The sequence below is a fragment of the Nonomuraea sp. MTCD27 genome, assembly GCF_041950495.1.
Classification (GTDB): Bacteria; Actinomycetota; Actinomycetes; order Streptosporangiales; family Streptosporangiaceae; genus Nonomuraea.
Genome location: NZ_JBGNUW010000026.1, coordinates 96,402 through 113,375 on the forward strand (window position 1 = coordinate 96,402; position 16,974 = coordinate 113,375).

Here is a 16,974-nt window from a genome sequence, read left to right on the forward strand (position 1 = left end):
ACCCTCACCGAGTTGCAGGGACCCTGCATGTCACTTGACACGATGACGCTGCGCCGATGGGGGTTCAGTGCTGTTCGGTACACCGGGCGCGGTAATTTTCCTCGCAGTACGGTGCCGAGAAGAACATTGTCACGCACCTACCCCACGTTCGCGGGTCAAGACACGAGAACCGCCCGGGAATAGCCCAAGAGGGCTAGGTGTTCCATGGACTGGATGGTGTGGTATCTTCCCACCAAGCGTTGAGCTCCAGCTCCGCTGATCATCACCGCAGCCCAGCCCCCTTCGCGAGGGCCCGGCTTCCTTTTCATCATCACGCCCGGCTCCTCGGGGCCCGGCGCGTTTCCCTCAAGGGGCTCCATCATGTCTGTGCAAACCATTCCTGAACAGCGTTCGTCTGTCTCGATCCGCCACGTCAGTGGCCTTCTGGACATCAACGACAAATCCGTGTTCATCCGTGCGGGACACCTGCCCGCTCCGGGAGACGTCCGTCTTCCCCCCGAAAAAGTACGGCAGTACGACCTGCGCCCCGGCGACCACGTCGTCGCGTCGCTCGCCGGGAACAGGCTCGTCGACGTCGAGTCGGTCAACGGCGCCACCGAGTGGCGCGGCCGGCCCCGGTTCGCCGAGCTCACGCCGATTCACCCGACCGAGCGGCTCAACGTCGAGACCGAGTCGCTCAGCACGCGCGTCATCGACCTTTTCGCGCCCATCGGCAAGGGGCAGCGCGGCCTCATCGTGGCGCCGCCCAAGGCCGGCAAGACCATGGTCCTGCAGGCGCTGGCCGCCGGGATCGCCCGCAACCACCCCGAGGCGCACCTGATGGTGGTCCTGGTGGGCGAGCGGCCCGAGGAGGTCACCGACATGCGCGCCACCATTCCGGGCGAGATGTTCTACTCGACCTTCGACCACCCGGACCGCGACCACGCCGCCGTCGCCGAGCTGGCCATCGAGCGGGCCAAGCGCCTCGTGGAGGCGGGCCGGGACGTGGTGCTGCTGCTCGACTCGCTGACCCGGCTGGGGCGCGCGTACAACAACCTGGCGCCCAGCGGCGGACGGGTGCTCACGGGCGGCATCGACGCCCGCGCCCTCTACCCGCCGAAGCGCTTCTTCGGCGCCGCCAGGAACGTGGAGGGCGGCGGCTCGCTCACCATCATCGCCACCGCGCTCGTGGACACGGGCTCGCGGATGGACAACAGCCTCTACGAGGAGTTCAAGGGCACCGGGAACATGGAGCTGCACCTGACCCGCGAGCTGGCCGAGCGGCGGCTGTTCCCGGCCGTGGACCTGGACGCCTCGGGCACGCGGCGCGAGGAGATCCTGCTGCACGAGGCGGAGCGGCAGGTGGTCTGGCGGCTGCGTCGCTCGCTGACGACCCTGGAGAAGCAGAAGGGCCTGGAGGTCCTCGTGGACAGGCTCCGCTCCACCTCCTCCAACGCCGCCTTCCTGCTCGAGGCCAGCGCCGCCTGACCCATCCGCTCCCCGCCTGCCGCGAGAATGGGCCGCATGCTGGCCGACATCGTCGAATACCTCATCTGTCCCGTCTGCCGAGCCGACCTGCGGCTCGACGAGAGCGCCGTGCGCTGCGCCGCCGGGCACACCTTCGATGTCGCCAAGCAGGGATACGTGAGCCTGCTCGTCGGATCCAGGCCCCCGGGCACCGCCGACAGCCCCGCCATGGTGGCCGCCAGGGCCGCCTTCCTCGACGAGGGGCACTACGCCCCGCTCGCCGGCGCGGTCGCGGAAGCAGTGCGGACGCATGCGACAGGTGAGAACGTTCCAGGAAAACGTGAGTCCTCTACCGAAACGAATGACGGCACGGAGTTGAGGGCGTACCGTGGGGCGGGAGTGGAGGCCGGTTACGGCACGGGGCCAGGAGGTTCCGAGCGGGAGCCGGACATCGTCGAGGATCGTCGCGCGGAGGGCAGGGCCGCGCCGGTGATCGTCGACGCAGGCGCGGGCACCGGGCACTACCTGGCGGCCGCGCTCGACGCGGTCAACGATGGCATCGGGATGGCGTTCGATGTGTCGAAGCACGCTGTACGCCGGGCGGCGCGGGTGCATCCCAGGGCAGGGGCGTTCGTGGCCGACGTGTGGCGTCCGCTACCGATCAGGAGCGGGGTGGCCGATGTGGTGATCGACGTGTTCGCGCCCAGGAACGGGCCCGAGTTCAGGCGGATCCTGCGGCCCGGCGGGGTCGCGGTGGTCGTCACCCCCGCACCTGAGCACCTCAGCCCGCTGGTCGAGGAGCTGGGCCTCCTCTCCGTGGACGAGGAGAAGGAGCGCAGGGTGGCACGCAGCCTGGAGGGGTTCACGGAGACCGGGCGGCGCTCGATCGAGTTCGAGATGGAGCTGGGGCATGGTGACATCGCCCAGGTTGTCGGGATGGGCCCGAGTGCATGGCATAACGACGCGACCACGCTCGATGAGCGAATTGCGGCATTTGTCGCCCGGAACGTCGCAAAAGGACAGCGAAAAGTAGTAACGCGCGCAGCGTTTCACCTGTCTATCTTCGAGCCGGCGCCCCGATCAAGACCCGTTACTTGACGGACATGAGCGACCGGTGTTACTGATGGGGCATTTAGTCCGAAATTCCCCCACATTCTCGCAGTATTTCCCCGGAACAGGCGCAATACTGGACGGCATCCCACGCCCGGCGGCGCGGGACATCAAAGGGAGGGGGCGCACCGGATGAAGGCGGAGGAACGCTGGCAGGCCAGGTTCCGGGCGTCGCGCATGACGCTGCCGTCCTGGGCGCGCCAGGCACCGAACCGCTCCATCTACCGCTCCAACGCCACCGGAACGTGGGAGGTCTACGCCTGGGACCGCGTGGCCGGCTCCATCCGCCAGGTCACCGACCGCCCCAAGGGCACCGCGTACGCCTCCATCGACCCCACCGGCCAGTGGATCTACTGGTTCGCCGACACCGACGGGGACGAGTTCGGCGAGTGGTGGCGCCAGCCGTTCACCGGCGGGCCCGACGAGCCGGTCGCGCCCGACCTGCGGCCGGGCCAGACCGGCGGCATCGCGCTGTCCACCACCGGCGTCGCGGCGATCAGCCTGGCCAGGGACGGCGCGTTCCGCATCCACCTGGTACGCGAGGGCGAGCGGGCCGAAACGCTGTACGAGCACACGGAGGCCGCCTGGCTGGCCGGGATGTCCCTCGACGGCTCCCTAATCGCGATAAATCATGGTGAGTACGGCGACTTCCGGCACCCGGCCCTCCGCGTCGTCCGCCAGGACGGCCGCACGGTGGGCGAGCTCCACGACGGCCCGTCCAAGGGCGTCGTCGGCCTCAGCTTCGCCCCCGTCGTCGGCGACCGCCGCCTGCTGGCCCTGCACGAGCGCCGCCAGCGCCACGAGCCCCTCGTCTGGGACCCGGTCACCGGCGAGCAGCGCGAGATCTGGCTGCGCGACGCCGGCGACCTGGCGGCCGAGTGGTACGACGACGGCCGCGGCCTGCTCATCATGCGCGACGACCGCGCCCGCAGCTACCTGCACCGCTACGACCTCGCCGGCGGCGGCCTGACCCTCATCGACACCCCGCACGGCGTGATCGAGGAGGCCGCTCCCCGGCCCGGCGGCCACGTCGAGTACTCCTGGTCGAGCGCCTCACGCCCGCCGGTCATCCGGTCGAGCACCGGCCAGGTCGTGGTCAACCCCGGAGGCCCGCCGGCCCCGCCGAGCGTGCCCGTGGAGGACATCGACGTCGAGGGCGAGGGCGGACGCATCCACGCGCTGGTCTCCAAGCCCGAGGTGGGCACCGCCCCCTTCCCCACCGCCTTCCTGCTGCACGGCGGCCCGACGTCACACGACCGCGACGCGTTCTCCCCGGAGGTCGCGGCCTGGGTGGACGCGGGGTTCGCGGTGGTGCGGGTCAACTACCGGGGCTCGACCGGCTACGGCTCGGCCTGGCGCGACGCGCTGCGCGGCGACGTGGGGCACATCGAGCTGGCCGACGTGGCGGCCGTCCGGCAGTGGGTGGTCGACCACGGCATCGCCGACCCGTCCAGGACGGTGCTGGCGGGCTCGGCGTGGGGCGGCTATCTCACGCTGCTCGGCCTCGGCACCCAGCCGGACCTGTGGGCGTGCGGCATCGCCGCGGTGCCGATCGCCTGCCACCAGACCTCGTACGAGGACGAGGCGGAGAGCCTGCGCGCCTTCCACCGCGCCCTGCTCGGCGGCTCGCCCGACGAGCAGCCCGAACGGTACGCGGCCAGCTCCCCCATCACCTACGTCGACCAGGTCAAGAGCCCGCTGCTGATCCTCGCGGGCGAGAACGACCTGCGCTGCCCGCTGCGCCAGATCGAGAAATACGTGGCCAAGCTGGCCGAGCACGGCCGCGAGCACGAGGTCTACAACTACGACGCCTTCCCCGGCTCCCTCGTGGTCTCGGAGCGGATCGCGCAGACGGCGCTGCAGCTGGAGTTCGCCCGCAAGCATGTCGAGTGATGTCTGACACTCTGTAAGAATCTTCCTGACAGGCGCCCTTGAACGTCGGCCCGCTCGCCTGTCAACATCACGCCCACCCGCAATCAGCTGGAGGGGCGCACGTTTGAGCAGCAACGACGGGCGGCCCGGCCCAGCGGGCGCGCAGACCCACGACCGCCGGCCTGTCAACGCTCGGCCGACAGGTGCGCAGCACCACGACCGCCCGGTTGACAGCGCTCGGCTAGCGGGCGCGCAGGACCACGATCGCCAGGTCGTCGGCGCTCGGCTCAGAGGCGAACTCCGCCGCGCCCCTGCGGATGCGCTCCGCCACGGCGCGCGCCGACAGCCCCGCGCACTCGGCCAGCAGCTTGGCCAGGCCGCCGTCGTCGTCCAGCAGCCGCCCGCCGGAGCGCCGCTCGGTCACCCCGTCGGTCACGGCCAGCAGCACGTCGCCGTGCTCCAGGTGGACGGTGTCGGCCTCGAACAGGACCTCGTGGAAGACCCCGAGCAGCGACTGCGGCGTGGTCACCGCCTCGACCTTGCCGCTCGGCTTGAGCCGCAGCGCCTCCGGATGGCCGGCCGACACCAGGCGCACCTCCAGCCCGCTCTCGACGGGCGTGATGTCGCCGTGCAGCAGCGTGAGGAACCTCGCCCGCTCGCCCTCCTCCAGGATCGCCTGGTTGAGCCGCCCGAGCACCGCCGCCACGCCGTAGCCCTCCCGAGCCAGCAGCCGCAGCGTGTGGCGGGCCAGGCCGGTCACGGCGGCGGCCTCGGGGCCGGTGCCGCAGACGTCGCCGATGGCGAACCGCCACGAGTCGTCGCCCGCCTTGAACAGGTCGTAGAAGTCGCCGCCGACCTCGTTGGCCTCGCCCGCGGGCTCGTAGATGACGCCGTAGTCGAGCCCGGGGACCTCGGGCTCGTTGGGCGGGAGCAGGCTGCGCTGGAGCGCCCGGTTGGCGGCGGCCTGCTGGGCGTAGAGGCGGGCGTTGTCCATGGCCAGCGCGGCTCGCCGGCCGATGTCCTCGGCGAACTGGATGACCTCGTCGGGGAAGCGGTCGGGCCGGCCCAGGCACATCATGCCGAGGCTGCGGCCGCGCGCCATCAGCGGCACGGCGAGCACCTGCGACTCGGGCAAATGGATCATGGAGGTGACCCGGGTGTCGGCGGCACTGATGTCCATGTCCGTGAGCTGCTCGCGCAGCCCGTCGATCCTGGCCTCGTCGGCGTGCCAGAGATAGACCAGCCGCAGCGGGCCGGAGTTGTCGGAGGTGTAGACGGCGCACCAGCTCGACAGCCTGGGCACCACGACCTGGGCGATGATCGCCGGGACCATGTCGGGGTCTAGCGTGCCCGCCAGCAGGTCGCTGGCGTCAGCCAGGAACCCCAGCCAATGTGGCCCTCTGCTGCTCTCCTCCAGCCATTCGGCCGCCACCCGGTCCGCCGAGCCAGGTAGCGTGAGCCTTGCCCAATGGACACGGGAATCGCCCGCAAAGGTGACTCCCCACTCCTCGACGTTGACGGAAGGAGCTTTTGGATCACCCTGGGAAAGGTTTCGTTGCCGCAACTCCACCTGGACTGCGTCCCCGAAATGCTTCCAAATCACCTCAAACGGCTCGTCAGCGACCTGCTCTGCCAGATCTCCAGCGACCTGTTCGGCAGTATGGAGCACGCCACCAGTGGCCCACGCGGTCATCACCTCACGCGTGAACCTCATCGCAGCCGTCACAGCGGTCTCGCCCGGCGCGAAGGTCGCAGCGAGCACCGCATGGGGAGAAGCAGTCATCCCAACGTGCCTACCACACTTCCCGCTGACTTGGGGTAAATCCAAGGACAGGACTACGAGCTACTCATCGTGACAGACTTGAATCACTCGCCGGAGCCAGCAGCGAGTGAAGGAGGCCCCATGACCACGGCCAAGGCCGCGCCAAGCCCGGAGGAGAGGACTTACACCGAGTCGGATCTCGTGCCCATCCTGGAGACTCTCTTCTCTTGGCGTGACGGCGACTTCCGGCGTCGGGTCCCTCATGCGCCTCCTGGCATCCTCAGCGAGGTGCGGCTGCTGCTCAACGAAGTGGCCGATCGTCGCGAGCACCTCGCCAACGAGCTGGTGCGCGTACGTAAAGAAGTCGTCAAGGAAGGCCGCTTCGGCGAGCGGCTGACGCCCGGACCGGGTGTCGGCGCCTGGGCGGAGAGCGTCGAGTCGGTCAACATGCTGATCGACGCCCTGGTGAGCCCGGTGAGTGGCGCGGCCGACGTCATCGACGCGGTGGCCAAGGGCGACCTGTCGCGGCGCATCGACCTCGACCGCTCGGCGCGCGGCGAGGTGCGGCGCCTGGGCAAGGCCATCAACGGCATGGTGGACCAGCTCGCCCTGTTCAACTCGGAGGTCACCAGGGTGGCCCGCGAGGCGGGCACCGAGGGCCGGCTGGGCGGCAGCGCCAACCTGCGCGGCATGTCGGGCAGCTGGCGCGACCTGACCGAGGCCGTCAACACGATGTCCTCCCGCGTGGCGGCGCAGGTGCGCGACATCGCCGTGGTGACCACCGCGGTGGCCAAGGGCGACCTGAGCCGCAAGGTGACCGTCGACGCCGTGGGCGAGATGTTCGAGCTGAAGAACACCGTCAACACGATGGTCGACCAGCTCTCCGGCTTCGCCGAAGAGGTGACCCGGGTCGCCCGCGAGGTGGGCACCGAGGGCCAGCTGGGCGGCCAGGCGCAGGTCACCGGCGTGTCGGGGGTCTGGAAGGACCTCACCGACAACGTCAACTTCATGGCCAACAACCTGACCTCGCAGGTGCGCAGCATCGCGACCGTGGCGACGGCGGTGGCGCAGGGCAACCTGTCGAAGAAGATCACCGTTGACGCGCAGGGCGAGATCCTGCAGCTCAAGGACACCCTCAACACGATGGTCGACCAGCTGTCGTCGTTCGCCGACGAGGTCACCCGCGTGGCCCGCGAGGTGGGCACCGAGGGCAAGCTGGGCGGGCGCGCCGAGGTGAAGGGCGTGTCGGGCGTCTGGAAGGACCTCACCGACAACGTCAACTCCATGGCCAACAACCTGACCTACCAGGTCCGCAACATCGCCCAGGTGACCACCGCGGTCGCCAACGGCGACCTCACCCGCAAGATCGACGTGGACGCCCAGGGCGAGATCCTCGAGCTCAAGTCGACCATGAACACGATGGTGGAGCAGCTGTCGTCGTTCGCCTCCGAGGTGACCCGGGTCGCCCGAGAGGTCGGCACCGAAGGTCAGCTGGGCGGTCAGGCGCAGGTGCGCGGCGTGTCCGGGGTCTGGAAGGACCTGACGGACAACGTCAACTCCATGGCCAACAACCTCACCTCGCAGGTGCGCCAGATCGCGGCCGTGTCGTCCGCGGTGGCGCAGGGCAACCTGTCGAAGAAGATCACCGTTGACGCGCAGGGCGAGATCCTGCAGCTCAAGGACACGCTGAACACGATGGTCGACCAGCTCTCATCGTTCGCCGACGAGGTCACCCGCGTGGCCCGCGAGGTGGGCACGCAGGGGCAGCTCGGCGGCCAGGCCAGGGTGAAGGGTGTGTCGGGCGTCTGGAAGGACCTCACCGACAACGTCAACTCCATGGCCAACAACCTGACCTACCAGGTGCGCAACATCGCCGAGGTGACCACCGCGGTCGCCAACGGCGACCTGACCCGCAAGATCGACGTGGACGCCCAGGGCGAGATCCTGGCGCTCAAGACCACCGTCAACCGGATGGTCGACCAGCTGTCGTCGTTCGCCTCCGAGGTGACCCGGGTCGCCCGCGAGGTGGGCTCGGAGGGCCAGCTCGGCGGCCAGGCCCGGGTCGAGGGCGTCGAGGGCACGTGGAAGCGGCTCACCGAGAGCGTCAACGAGCTGGCGGGCAGCCTCACCACCCAGATCCGCGCGATCGCGACCGTGACCAGCGCCGTGGCGCGCGGCGACCTGACCCGCTCGATCGCCGTCGAGGCGCAGGGCGAGCTGGCGGAGCTGAAGGACAACATCAACTCGATGGTGGCCAACCTCCGCGAGACCACGCAGGCCAACCAGGAGCAGGACTGGCTCAAGTCCAACCTGGCCCGCATCTCCCGGCTCATGCAGGGCCACCGCGACCTGCTCGAGGTGGCCAAGCTGACGATGAGCGAGCTGACGCCGCTGGTGTCGGCCCGCTACGGCGCCTTCTACAGCATCGACCCCGAGGGCGACCACGAGCTGATCCTGATCGGCGGTTACGGCGTGCGGCCCGACCGTGGCCCGCGCCAGCGCTTCGGGATCGGCGAGGGCATCGTCGGCCAGGCGGCGGCCGAGGGCCGGCACATCGTCCTGGACGACGTGCCGCCGCAGTTCATCACCATCGACAGCGGGCTCAGCCGGTCCACGCCGGCGCAGATCGTGGTGCTGCCGATCCTGTTCGAGAACCGCGTGCTCGGCGTGCTGGAGCTGGCCTCGTTCACGCCGTTCGGGGAGGTGCACCTCGACTTCCTGACGCAGCTCGTCGAGACCATCGGCGTCACGATGAACACGATCATCGCCAACTCCCGCACCGAGGACCTGCTGACCGAGTCGCAGCGGCTCACCCGCGAGCTGCAGGAGCGCTCCGACGAGCTGCAGCGCCAGCAGGAGGAGCTGCGCAGGTCCAACGCCGAGCTGGAGGACAAGGCGGCGCTGCTGGCCAAGCAGAACCGCGCGATCGAGATCCAGAACTTCCAGATCGAGCAGGCCCGCCGCACGCTGGAGGAGCGGGCGGAGCAGCTCGCGGTGTCCTCGCGCTACAAGTCCGAGTTCCTGGCGAACATGTCGCACGAGCTCCGCACGCCGCTCAACAGCCTGCTCGTGCTGGCCAAGCTGCTGACCGAGAACGCCGAAGGCAACCTGACCTCGCAGCAGGTCGAGTTCGCCCGTACGATCCACAGCGCCGGCTCGGCGCTGCTCCAGCTCATCAACGACATGCTCGACCTGTCGAAGGTCGAGGCGGGCCGGATGGACATCCACCCGATCCAGGTGTCGCTGCCGAAGATGGTCGACCTGCTGGAGGCCGCCTTCGCGCCGCTGGCGCAGGACAAGGGCCTGTCGTTCACCGCGGACGTCGAGCCCGACGTGCCGCACGAGCTGCGCGCCGACGAGCAGCGCCTGCAACAGGTGCTGCGCAACCTGCTGTCCAACGCGGTGAAGTTCACCCCGCGCGGGGAGGTCAAGCTGCGCGTCTCGACGGCGCCGGCCGGGGTCGACTTCGACGACGACACGCTGCACGACGCCGACGACCTGCTGGCCTTCCAGGTGATCGACACCGGCATCGGCATCGCGCCCGACAAGCGGGACGTCATCTTCGAGGCGTTCAGGCAGGCCGACGGCACCACGAGCCGGAAATACGGCGGCACGGGCCTGGGCCTGGCGATCTGCCGGGACATCGCCCGGCTGCTCGGCGGCGAGATCCACGTGGACAGCGAGCTGGGCAAGGGCAGCACGTTCACGCTCTACCTGCCGGCCTCCTACACCGGTCCGCTGGCCGCGACCGACGGCGGGGCGGCCTCGCGGCGGCAGCTCATGACGCCGCCGTCCGAGGAGCCGTCCGGCCCGGCGTCCGAGCCGCCGCTGCCGCTCGACCTGCCGATGCCCGAGCTGGTCGAGCCGCCGGTCGAGACGCCCAGCCAGTGGCAGGGCGACGATCCGCTGAACGGCGCGAAGATCCTCATCGTCGACGACGACATCCGCAACGTGTTCGCACTGACCAGCGTCCTGGAGCGACACGGTTCCACAGTCGTCTACGCTGAAAACGGCCGGGAGGGGATCGAGCAGCTCGAACGGAACGAGGACGTCGCGCTCGTGCTGATGGACATCATGATGCCGGAGATGGACGGCTGGGCCACGACCTCGGCCATCCGCCGCATGCCCCAGTTCGCCGACCTGCCGATCATCGCGCTGACCGCCAAGGTCATGCGCGGCGATCGCGAGAAGAGCATCGCCTCGGGCGCGTCCGACTACGTGCCCAAGCCGGTCGACGTGGACCGCCTGCTCGAACGGCTGCGCGGCTGGCTCAGCCGCGGGCGCGGCGCCGCGTCCGACGCATCAGCCTCCTCAGCCGAAGGGTCGTGATCGATGCCGGATCGTGCCAAGATCCTCCTCGTTGATGACCGCGAGGAGAACCTGATCGCTCTCGAAGCGATCCTCAGCTCGCTGGACCTGGTGCCGGTGCGCGCCAGGTCGGGCGAGGAAGCGCTCAAAGCGCTGCTCAACACGGAGTTCGCACTGATCCTGCTGGACGTGCGGATGCCGGGAATGGACGGGTTCGAGACCGCTGCGCACATCAAGCGGCGGGAGCGCACCAGGAACATCCCGATCATCTTCCTGACCGTGGTCGACAGCGCTCCCGACTACGCCTTCCGCGGCTACGCGGCGGGCGCGGTGGACTACCTCACCAAGCCGTTCGACCCGTGGGTGCTGCGGGCGAAGGTGTCGGTGTTCACCGAGCTGTACAACATGAACAAGCGCCTGGCCGAGCAGGCGTCGATGCTCCGCGACCGCCTCAGCGGCGAGCTGCCGCCGGGGACGGGTGACCACGCGTCGGTGCTGCCGGAGCTGTCGCGGCGGCTGACGGCGGTGGAGGACGAGCTGGCCCGGGTCAGAGAGCTGGCCCGCAAGTCGCAGGACCCGGCGCTGACCGTGCCGCTGACCGATCTGACCGATCGCCTGAACCATCTGCGCGCCGGATTCGACGCGCTCTCCTGAGGTCTGACGCCGCACCCCCGGGACGTACGCATGGCCCCGGGGGTTTCTCGTGGCACGGTGAACCGCCGGGGTGGCATGGGGGGAAGGCGAGCGAGAGGCTCAGAGGGTGGTGCGCTTGGGGGGAACGGTGTGGCGTCAGTGGCGGGCGCGTTCCAAAGCGTCCCAGAAGCCGCGCCGCAGCGCGTGGCGTACTTCGTCGTGCAGCAGGAAGTCGATCGGCAGGGACGACCCCTGCAGCAGCCGCGCCTCCAGGTCCGACGGCATGCGCGGCTTGCGGGCGAGCACCGCCTCCAGCCACAGCGCGGGCGCGTCGCGCGCCACCGACTCCCCGAAGTCGTGTCCCTCGCGGTGGGCGGCCTTGACGGCGTCGGCCAGCGTGGTGGCCCCGGCCGTCGCGGCCGAGGGCGGGCTGACGGGGGCGGGCTGCGGACCGGTGTACGGGCCGAGCTGCGACGGTTGGTAGCTCCCGCTGGACGGGGAGGCGAACTGGCCGGTGCTGGGGCTGGACGACTGGGGCTGCGCCTGGATGGGCCCGGTGACCGGGGCCGCGGGCGGCGGCTGGGGCGGCTGCTCCGGCTGGTAGTTGCTGTACGTCGGCAGCACCGGCGGCGTCGAGGACTGGCCGCGCCCGGAGGACGACCCGTTGGACGAGGGCCCGTTGATCGACGGCTGGCTGTTCAGCGAGGAGGAGCCGGCCGCGTGGCTGCCCGTGGACGACGGCGTCTGCGGGAGCGACGAGGAGGGCAGGGACGGCGATGAGGACGGAGGCAGGCTCGTCGGCTGTGCGGGCGGCAGCGAGTGGGTGGACTGCCCGTTGCTGATCGGCTGGTGGTGCCCGTTGGACGACTCGGTGATTCCGGTCACCACGCTGACGTAAGGGCGCAGGTGGACCGCGCCCAGCTCCACGAGGTCGTCGCACTCCTGCCGCAGCGACCGCGAGACGGCCCAGCCGCCGTCGGCCGCGATGTGGATGACGCTCACCCTGATGCCGAGGTCCTGCGCGTCGCACACGACCTGTGCCAGGTCCTCGTCGCCGCTGACCACCACCGCGTCGCAGATGGCGTTGTTGCGGGCGAGGGTCATGAGGTCACGGTGGACCTGGGCGTCGACGCCTTCGCGCCGGCCCGGCCGGATGCGTGACAGCCTGAGCTTGAGACCCGGTATGTCGGCCAGTGCGTCGTGCTCCGGTGTGCGGCGGCCCTCCACGGTCGCCTCGTACCAGTAGCACCGCAACAGCGGCAGGCCGGTGCGCTCGCGCGACAGGCTGGTCATCAACTGGAGCAGCCCTGGGTAGTCCCAGGAAACCGCTTCGCGATGACGCGTGCCGTGCACGGCCATCGCTCCATCAGCCAGCAGATAGCCAGCGTCCACGAACAGCGCACAGCGATCCACTGACACCGCCCCTTTCCTGGTGGTCCGACCTTGCTGGCTCTGCACCGTCAGAGACCGGACTCGGCGGCCCTCTCTCAGGGTAATGAAAGCAGGTGATCGCGCGAGGGTTAATCCCGACGATTCGACACCCGCTCACCGTCTGGCCAGACCATTTAGGCAGACCGTACCAGTTTGTCCCGTTCGCGGTCACGATCGCGCCCGCACACTCAGCGCGGCGACTCCGAACAGGACCACGTCCTTGTCCGTGACGATCGTCAGCCCGGGATCCACCCCGAGCTCAGCGCTGACCGTATCGACGTCCGTACCGAACGTCATCTCCGCCACGCCGCCCGACGACCCGTCGAAGACGTTCGAGGAGTCGCGGTCGCCGCCGCCCGGCGTGAGCGGGCCGGACCCGAGCGAGACCTTGTCACCCTTCAGGTCGGCGTCCCCCTCCCACGTGACCAGCTCGACCCTGGCCGGCGAGGCGGCCGGGCTCAGCCCGCCCAGCGGGATGCGCACCCGCCGCGACTCGCCGCCGACCACGGTCGCCGTGTCGAGCACCACGGCCTGGCTGTACGGCTCCGACGGATCGGTGACGATCAGCACCAGGCTCCAGCCCGCGTGCCGCGAGACCCCCTCCAGCATCGGCGCGTCGGCCGCCCACCAGGTGCCGTTGGCGCGCACGTTGCCGACCAGCTCGCTCACGTCGGCGAACGCCTGGTAGACGGGGCCGAGCGGGAGCTCGCGGGTCGTCACCTCGCTCGGCCGGACCGTCAGGTATTTGCGCCGCCCCGGCGGCCTGATCTTGATCGGCCCCGTGGCGTCCTCGCCCGTGGCCGACCAGTAGAGCCCCGCCCACACGACCTCGCCCCCCTTCGGCAGGGTCAGCTCGGCCCCGCTGGAGGACTCGGTGTCGGGCCGGTCGTCCCGGTCGAGCGCGGTCATCGGCCACAGGTCGTTGTCGCGCTGCCCGCTCTGGCGCCGCCTGGCCTCCGGGCAGCCCGCGCGCTCCTGGGGGCAGCTCAGCAGCGTGTTGCCGATCGCCCTGACGGCCACCTTCCCGTCGGTGGCGAACCTGGCCGGCGCGCCGCTCGCGCGTACCCCGTCCTCGGCCCGGGCCTGGACCCGCAGCGAGCCGGCCGCGATGCGGACGGCGGGCCCGGGGCCCTCCGGCGCCTCGTCGGCCACGAGCACCCGCAGGAACACCGTCGTGCCCTGCCCCGCCGCCAGCGGCGACCTGGCGCACCTGGCGCCGCCCGCCGACGGGCGGCACGCCCAGCCGTCCACCGTGCCCACGGGGCCGTGGAGCGCGGCGGCCCGGCCGCGCCGCGCCTGGGGGACGAGGGTGACGCCCGGCGGCAGGTCCACGTGCGCCGCCAGCTCCTCGCTGGGCCCCTCGCCGTAGTTGCGCAGGCGGATGCCGATGATGCCGGGCTGGGCGCGTACGAGGGCGCCGAGGGGGTCGATCGTGGCCCGCAGCCGGGCCTTGCCCGGCTGCTCCTTCCTGACCGGCGGCGGCACCCGGGCCGGCACCTCGCTCGGCAGCGGGACCGGCACCGGCACCGGCGCCACCGACGCAGGCGGCTGCGCCACCTGCCTGACCTCGGGCTGCTTCCTGACCGGCTGCTCGTCGGAGGCCAGCAGCAGCGCGGCCGCCACGACCACCGCGACCGCCGTCGTGCCACCGGCCACGGCCACCTGCTGCTGCCTGGGCGCCCGCCGCAGCCGGCCGAACAGGCGCAGCAGCCCGCCCGCGCCACCCCCGCCCGCGACCGCCTTGGCCAGCGCCGCCGCGTAGCCGCCGAACAGCGGCCCGGCGATCAGCGGCCCGACCATGACGCGCAGCCCGCGGTTGACGTCGGTCAGCTCCAGCAGGACCCCGTGGCACTCCTCGCAGCCGCTCACATGGTCGTCGACCACCTTGGAGTCGCGCCTGGCCAGCCCGCCCCGCACGTAGGCGCCCATCTTCCCCAGCACGGGACGGCAATCGTGCTGCGGCGGGGCGCCCAGGTGCATCTGCAGGTACGCCTGCCGCAGCCCCTCCCTCGCCCGGTACGCCAGCGCGGCCACCCCGTTGGCCGACAGCCCCAGCAGCGGCGCCACCTCGGCCGGCCGGACCCGCTCCACCTCGGTGTGCCAGAGCACCGCCCGCCAGCGCTCGGGCAGCGACAGGTAGGCCCTGGCGATCAGCGACCGCTCCAGCCCGACGAGCGCGGGATCGACGAAGGGCACCCCCGGGTCGTACTGCTCGATCTCTCCCGTCGTCACCTGGCGGCTCTCGACCCTGGAGCGGTCGTAGACCGTGCGCCGCACCACGGTGAGCAGGTAGGTGCGGAAGCCGGACTCCGGCCCGCCGCCCCTGCCCACCAGGTCGAGGATCTTCGTGAACGACTCCGCGACCACGTCCTCGACCTCGGCGCCCCTGACGAGCTGCCGGGCCAGCGCGCGGGCCGCCGCCACGTGGCGCTCGTAGAGCTCCCCGTAGGCAGCGGCATTGCCCTCTCTGACCGCCTGCAGCAGATCAGCATCGCTTTGCGGCGATTCGACACCCATAGTGACCTCACGATTACGCGGGGTTGCCCCGCGCAATCATTCCGCATTCCCCGTCATGACTAAACCGCGCCCGCGTCTTTACTCCGGGAGGCATTCGATGGAGCAGGACGTACTGTCGCGGTGGCGCGGCAGGAGCATGGCGACGGGCTGGTCGCTCGCCGACGACTGGTGGACGCCCGAGGCGGAGGTCGTGATCAAGGCCGTGTGCGGCGGCTGCGACGTGTCGCAGGCGTGCTGGGGTCTGGGTGCCGCGCGGGCAGGCGCGGGCGTGGGCGTCGCCGAGGGTCTGAACGACCTGGCGGCGCTCTTCTCGGTGTCGGGGGCGGGTGAGCCGCCGTTCACCGCGGTGCGCTCGTTCGCGGCGGGGTGGGCGGAGCGGAGCTTCGCGCCGATCGGGGAGCTGCACTGCGAGGATCCGCTGACGGGGCTGGTCAGCCTGGCGTACCTGCGTACGCGGCTGGCGCAGCTCTACCGGGGCTCGCCCGCCGGGACGTGCCTGGTGGTGGCCGAGCCGTCGGAGCGGGTGGAGGAGCTGGCCGAGCGGCTGGCGGCGGCGCTCAATCTGGCCACGGCGCTGCGGGCGGCGTTCCCCGGGGACGAGACGCTGGCGCTGCTGGGGCCGCTCCGGGTGGGGGCGGTGACGGATCGGGACGAGCTGCTGGCGGAGAGGGTGGCGCGGCTCCGGGCCTCGAAGATCCTGTACGGGCGGCGGCCCCGGGTCCGGGTGCGGCCGCTGCCGAAGGCGTACGGGCAGGCCCTCGCCCTGATCAGGACCCTAAGCTTGGACCCATGACGGATCGCGACAACCTTCTGGCCGAGATCAAGAACAAGGCCCTGGTGCACGGCAAGGTCATCCTCTCCTCGGGCAAGGAGGCCGACTTCTACCTCGACCTGCGGCGGATCACACTCGACGGCGTGGCCGCGCCGCTCGTCGGCAGCGTGATGCTCGACCTGACGGCCGACCTCGACTACGAGGCGGTGGGCGGGCTCACGCTGGGGGCCGATCCGGTGGCCGCCGCGATGCTGCACGTGGCGGCGGCGCGCGGGCGGGCGCTGGACGCGTTCGTGGTGCGCAAGGCGCAGAAGGCTCATGGCATGCAGCGGCGGATCGAGGGGCCCGAGGTGAAGGGGCGGCGGGTGCTGGCCGTCGAGGACACCTCCACGACGGGCTCCTCACCGCTGACGGCCGTGGAGGCGCTGCGGGAGGCGGGGGCCGAGGTGGTGGCCGTGGCGACGATCGTGGACCGGGGGGCCAGGGAGCGGATCACGGGTGAGGGGCTGGAATACCGGTCGGCGTACACGCTGGGGGACCTGGGGCTCTGACCTGCCGGGCCGCGCTCCGGCGGGGTCTTCGCGGGGCAGGGCGAGCCGCGCGACGGACGCCCGTGTCCGGGCTCAGCCGGGGTCGCGGACGGTGAAGGCTTCGCGGGCGCCCTGTTCGCCCTGGTCGCGCGGCTTGCCGTTCTCCGTGACGCGGACCGTGCCCGCGTCGCTGAGCACGACGTCCAGCTCCGGCTCGAAGTAGCTCACCTCCTCGCCCTTGCTCATCTCGCGATACTGCAGCACGTCTCCGCCCGGTACGCGGACCGTGACGAGGGGGCAGGTCTCGGCGAGGCACTCGATGCGTACGGTCGGCACCTTGCCGGTGGCGTCCGAGGCCGTCGAGGGGCCGGCAGAGGGGCCGGCCGAGGAGTCCGTGGCGGGGGCGGAGGCGGGCTCGCGCTCGGGCGCCGCCGCGCCGAGCGAGCCGATCAGCGCGCGACCGCCGATGACCAGCAGCGTCACCACGGCCCCCGCCGCCAGGACGGCGAGCGCTAATCGGGCGATGCCCATCGGATCTGACCTGTGGCGTCCCACAGGGGGCAGCGTACCCGGTGGTGATCCGCCGTCGCTGT

The 16,974-nt window shown here is 71.0% G+C and carries 11 protein-coding genes; 7 read left to right on the top strand and 4 right to left on the bottom strand.

Features of this window, described 5'->3' with window-relative positions:
* Nucleotides 1-360: 360 nt before the first annotated feature.
* The 3 genes from rho to ACBJ59_RS51430 all read left to right on the top strand — a co-directional run bounded on the left by rho (nucleotide 361) and on the right by ACBJ59_RS51430 (nucleotide 4,449).
* The gene (gene rho, locus ACBJ59_RS51420) at nucleotides 361-1,467 is read left to right on the top strand and encodes a transcription termination factor Rho (protein ID WP_375117307.1); all 1,107 of its coding nucleotides are present in this window, start codon (nucleotides 361-363) and stop codon (nucleotides 1,465-1,467) included.
* 36 nt (nucleotides 1,468-1,503) lie between these two features.
* Nucleotides 1,504-2,544: a putative RNA methyltransferase gene (locus ACBJ59_RS51425; RefSeq protein ID WP_375117308.1), complete on the top strand. Its 1,041-nt coding sequence runs from the start codon at nucleotides 1,504-1,506 to the stop codon at nucleotides 2,542-2,544.
* Nucleotides 2,545-2,688: 144 nt separating this feature from the next.
* Complete coding sequence (locus ACBJ59_RS51430) at nucleotides 2,689-4,449, top strand: prolyl oligopeptidase family serine peptidase (protein WP_375117309.1); 1,761 nt, start codon at nucleotides 2,689-2,691, stop codon at nucleotides 4,447-4,449.
* A 220-nt stretch (nucleotides 4,450-4,669) separates the two neighbouring features.
* Here the strand turns inward: ACBJ59_RS51430 and ACBJ59_RS51435 are convergent, their stop codons facing one another.
* Nucleotides 4,670-5,860: a GAF domain-containing SpoIIE family protein phosphatase gene (locus tag ACBJ59_RS51435; protein WP_364135183.1), complete on the bottom strand. Its 1,191-nt coding sequence runs from the start codon at nucleotides 5,858-5,860 to the stop codon at nucleotides 4,670-4,672.
* A 471-nt stretch (nucleotides 5,861-6,331) separates the two neighbouring features.
* Between ACBJ59_RS51435 and ACBJ59_RS51440 the strand changes: the two genes are divergently transcribed.
* Together ACBJ59_RS51440 and ACBJ59_RS51445 are read left to right on the top strand one after the other, a co-directional pair.
* Nucleotides 6,332-10,519 carry a HAMP domain-containing protein gene (locus tag ACBJ59_RS51440; RefSeq protein WP_375117310.1) on the top strand — a complete coding sequence of 1,396 codons (4,188 nt, stop codon included), beginning with the start codon at nucleotides 6,332-6,334 and terminating at the stop codon, nucleotides 10,517-10,519.
* A 3-nt stretch (nucleotides 10,520-10,522) separates the two neighbouring features.
* Nucleotides 10,523-11,152, top strand: coding sequence for a two-component system response regulator (locus ACBJ59_RS51445; RefSeq protein WP_375117311.1), 630 nt, complete (start codon nucleotides 10,523-10,525; stop codon nucleotides 11,150-11,152).
* A gap of 135 nt (nucleotides 11,153-11,287) precedes the next feature.
* Here ACBJ59_RS51445 and ACBJ59_RS51450 read toward each other — a convergent pair whose 3' ends face one another.
* Complete coding sequence (locus ACBJ59_RS51450) at nucleotides 11,288-12,544, bottom strand: NYN domain-containing protein (protein ID WP_375117366.1); 1,257 nt, start codon at nucleotides 12,542-12,544, stop codon at nucleotides 11,288-11,290.
* A 186-nt stretch (nucleotides 12,545-12,730) separates the two neighbouring features.
* Nucleotides 12,731-15,079 carry a sigma-70 family RNA polymerase sigma factor gene (locus ACBJ59_RS51455; RefSeq protein WP_375117312.1) on the bottom strand — a complete coding sequence of 783 codons (2,349 nt, stop codon included), beginning with the start codon at nucleotides 15,077-15,079 and terminating at the stop codon, nucleotides 12,731-12,733.
* 97 nt (nucleotides 15,080-15,176) lie between these two features.
* Here ACBJ59_RS51455 and ACBJ59_RS51460 point away from each other — a divergent pair, with 97 nt between their 5' ends.
* A complete protein-coding gene (locus ACBJ59_RS51460) occupies nucleotides 15,177-15,872 on the top strand; it encodes a hypothetical protein (RefSeq protein WP_375117313.1) in 696 nt (231 codons plus the stop codon).
* Nucleotides 15,869-16,402 carry an orotate phosphoribosyltransferase gene (gene pyrE, locus ACBJ59_RS51465; protein WP_375117314.1) on the top strand — a complete coding sequence of 178 codons (534 nt, stop codon included), beginning with the start codon at nucleotides 15,869-15,871 and terminating at the stop codon, nucleotides 16,400-16,402. Before ACBJ59_RS51460 ends, pyrE begins: the two co-directional genes overlap by 4 nt.
* Before the next feature lie 72 nt (nucleotides 16,403-16,474).
* Here pyrE and ACBJ59_RS51470 read toward each other — a convergent pair whose 3' ends face one another.
* Nucleotides 16,475-16,936, bottom strand: coding sequence for a hypothetical protein (locus ACBJ59_RS51470; protein WP_375117315.1), 462 nt, complete (start codon nucleotides 16,934-16,936; stop codon nucleotides 16,475-16,477).
* Nucleotides 16,937-16,974: the final 38 nt, after the last annotated feature.

Bases quoted from the DNA above. Each gene is read 5' to 3' on its own strand.
- rho (WP_375117307.1), top strand. From the start codon at position 361: ATGTCTGTGCAAACCATTCCTGAACAGCGTTCGTCTGTCTCGATCCGC.
- ACBJ59_RS51425 (WP_375117308.1), top strand. From the start codon at position 1,504: ATGCTGGCCGACATCGTCGAATACCTCATCTGTCCCGTCTGCCGAGCC.
- ACBJ59_RS51430 (WP_375117309.1), top strand. From the start codon at position 2,689: ATGAAGGCGGAGGAACGCTGGCAGGCCAGGTTCCGGGCGTCGCGCATG.
- ACBJ59_RS51440 (WP_375117310.1), top strand. From the start codon at position 6,332: ATGACCACGGCCAAGGCCGCGCCAAGCCCGGAGGAGAGGACTTACACC.
- ACBJ59_RS51445 (WP_375117311.1), top strand. From the start codon at position 10,523: ATGCCGGATCGTGCCAAGATCCTCCTCGTTGATGACCGCGAGGAGAAC.
- ACBJ59_RS51455 (WP_375117312.1), bottom strand. From the start codon at position 15,079: ATGGGTGTCGAATCGCCGCAAAGCGATGCTGATCTGCTGCAGGCGGTC.
- ACBJ59_RS51460 (WP_375117313.1), top strand. From the start codon at position 15,177: ATGGAGCAGGACGTACTGTCGCGGTGGCGCGGCAGGAGCATGGCGACG.
- pyrE (WP_375117314.1), top strand. From the start codon at position 15,869: ATGACGGATCGCGACAACCTTCTGGCCGAGATCAAGAACAAGGCCCTG.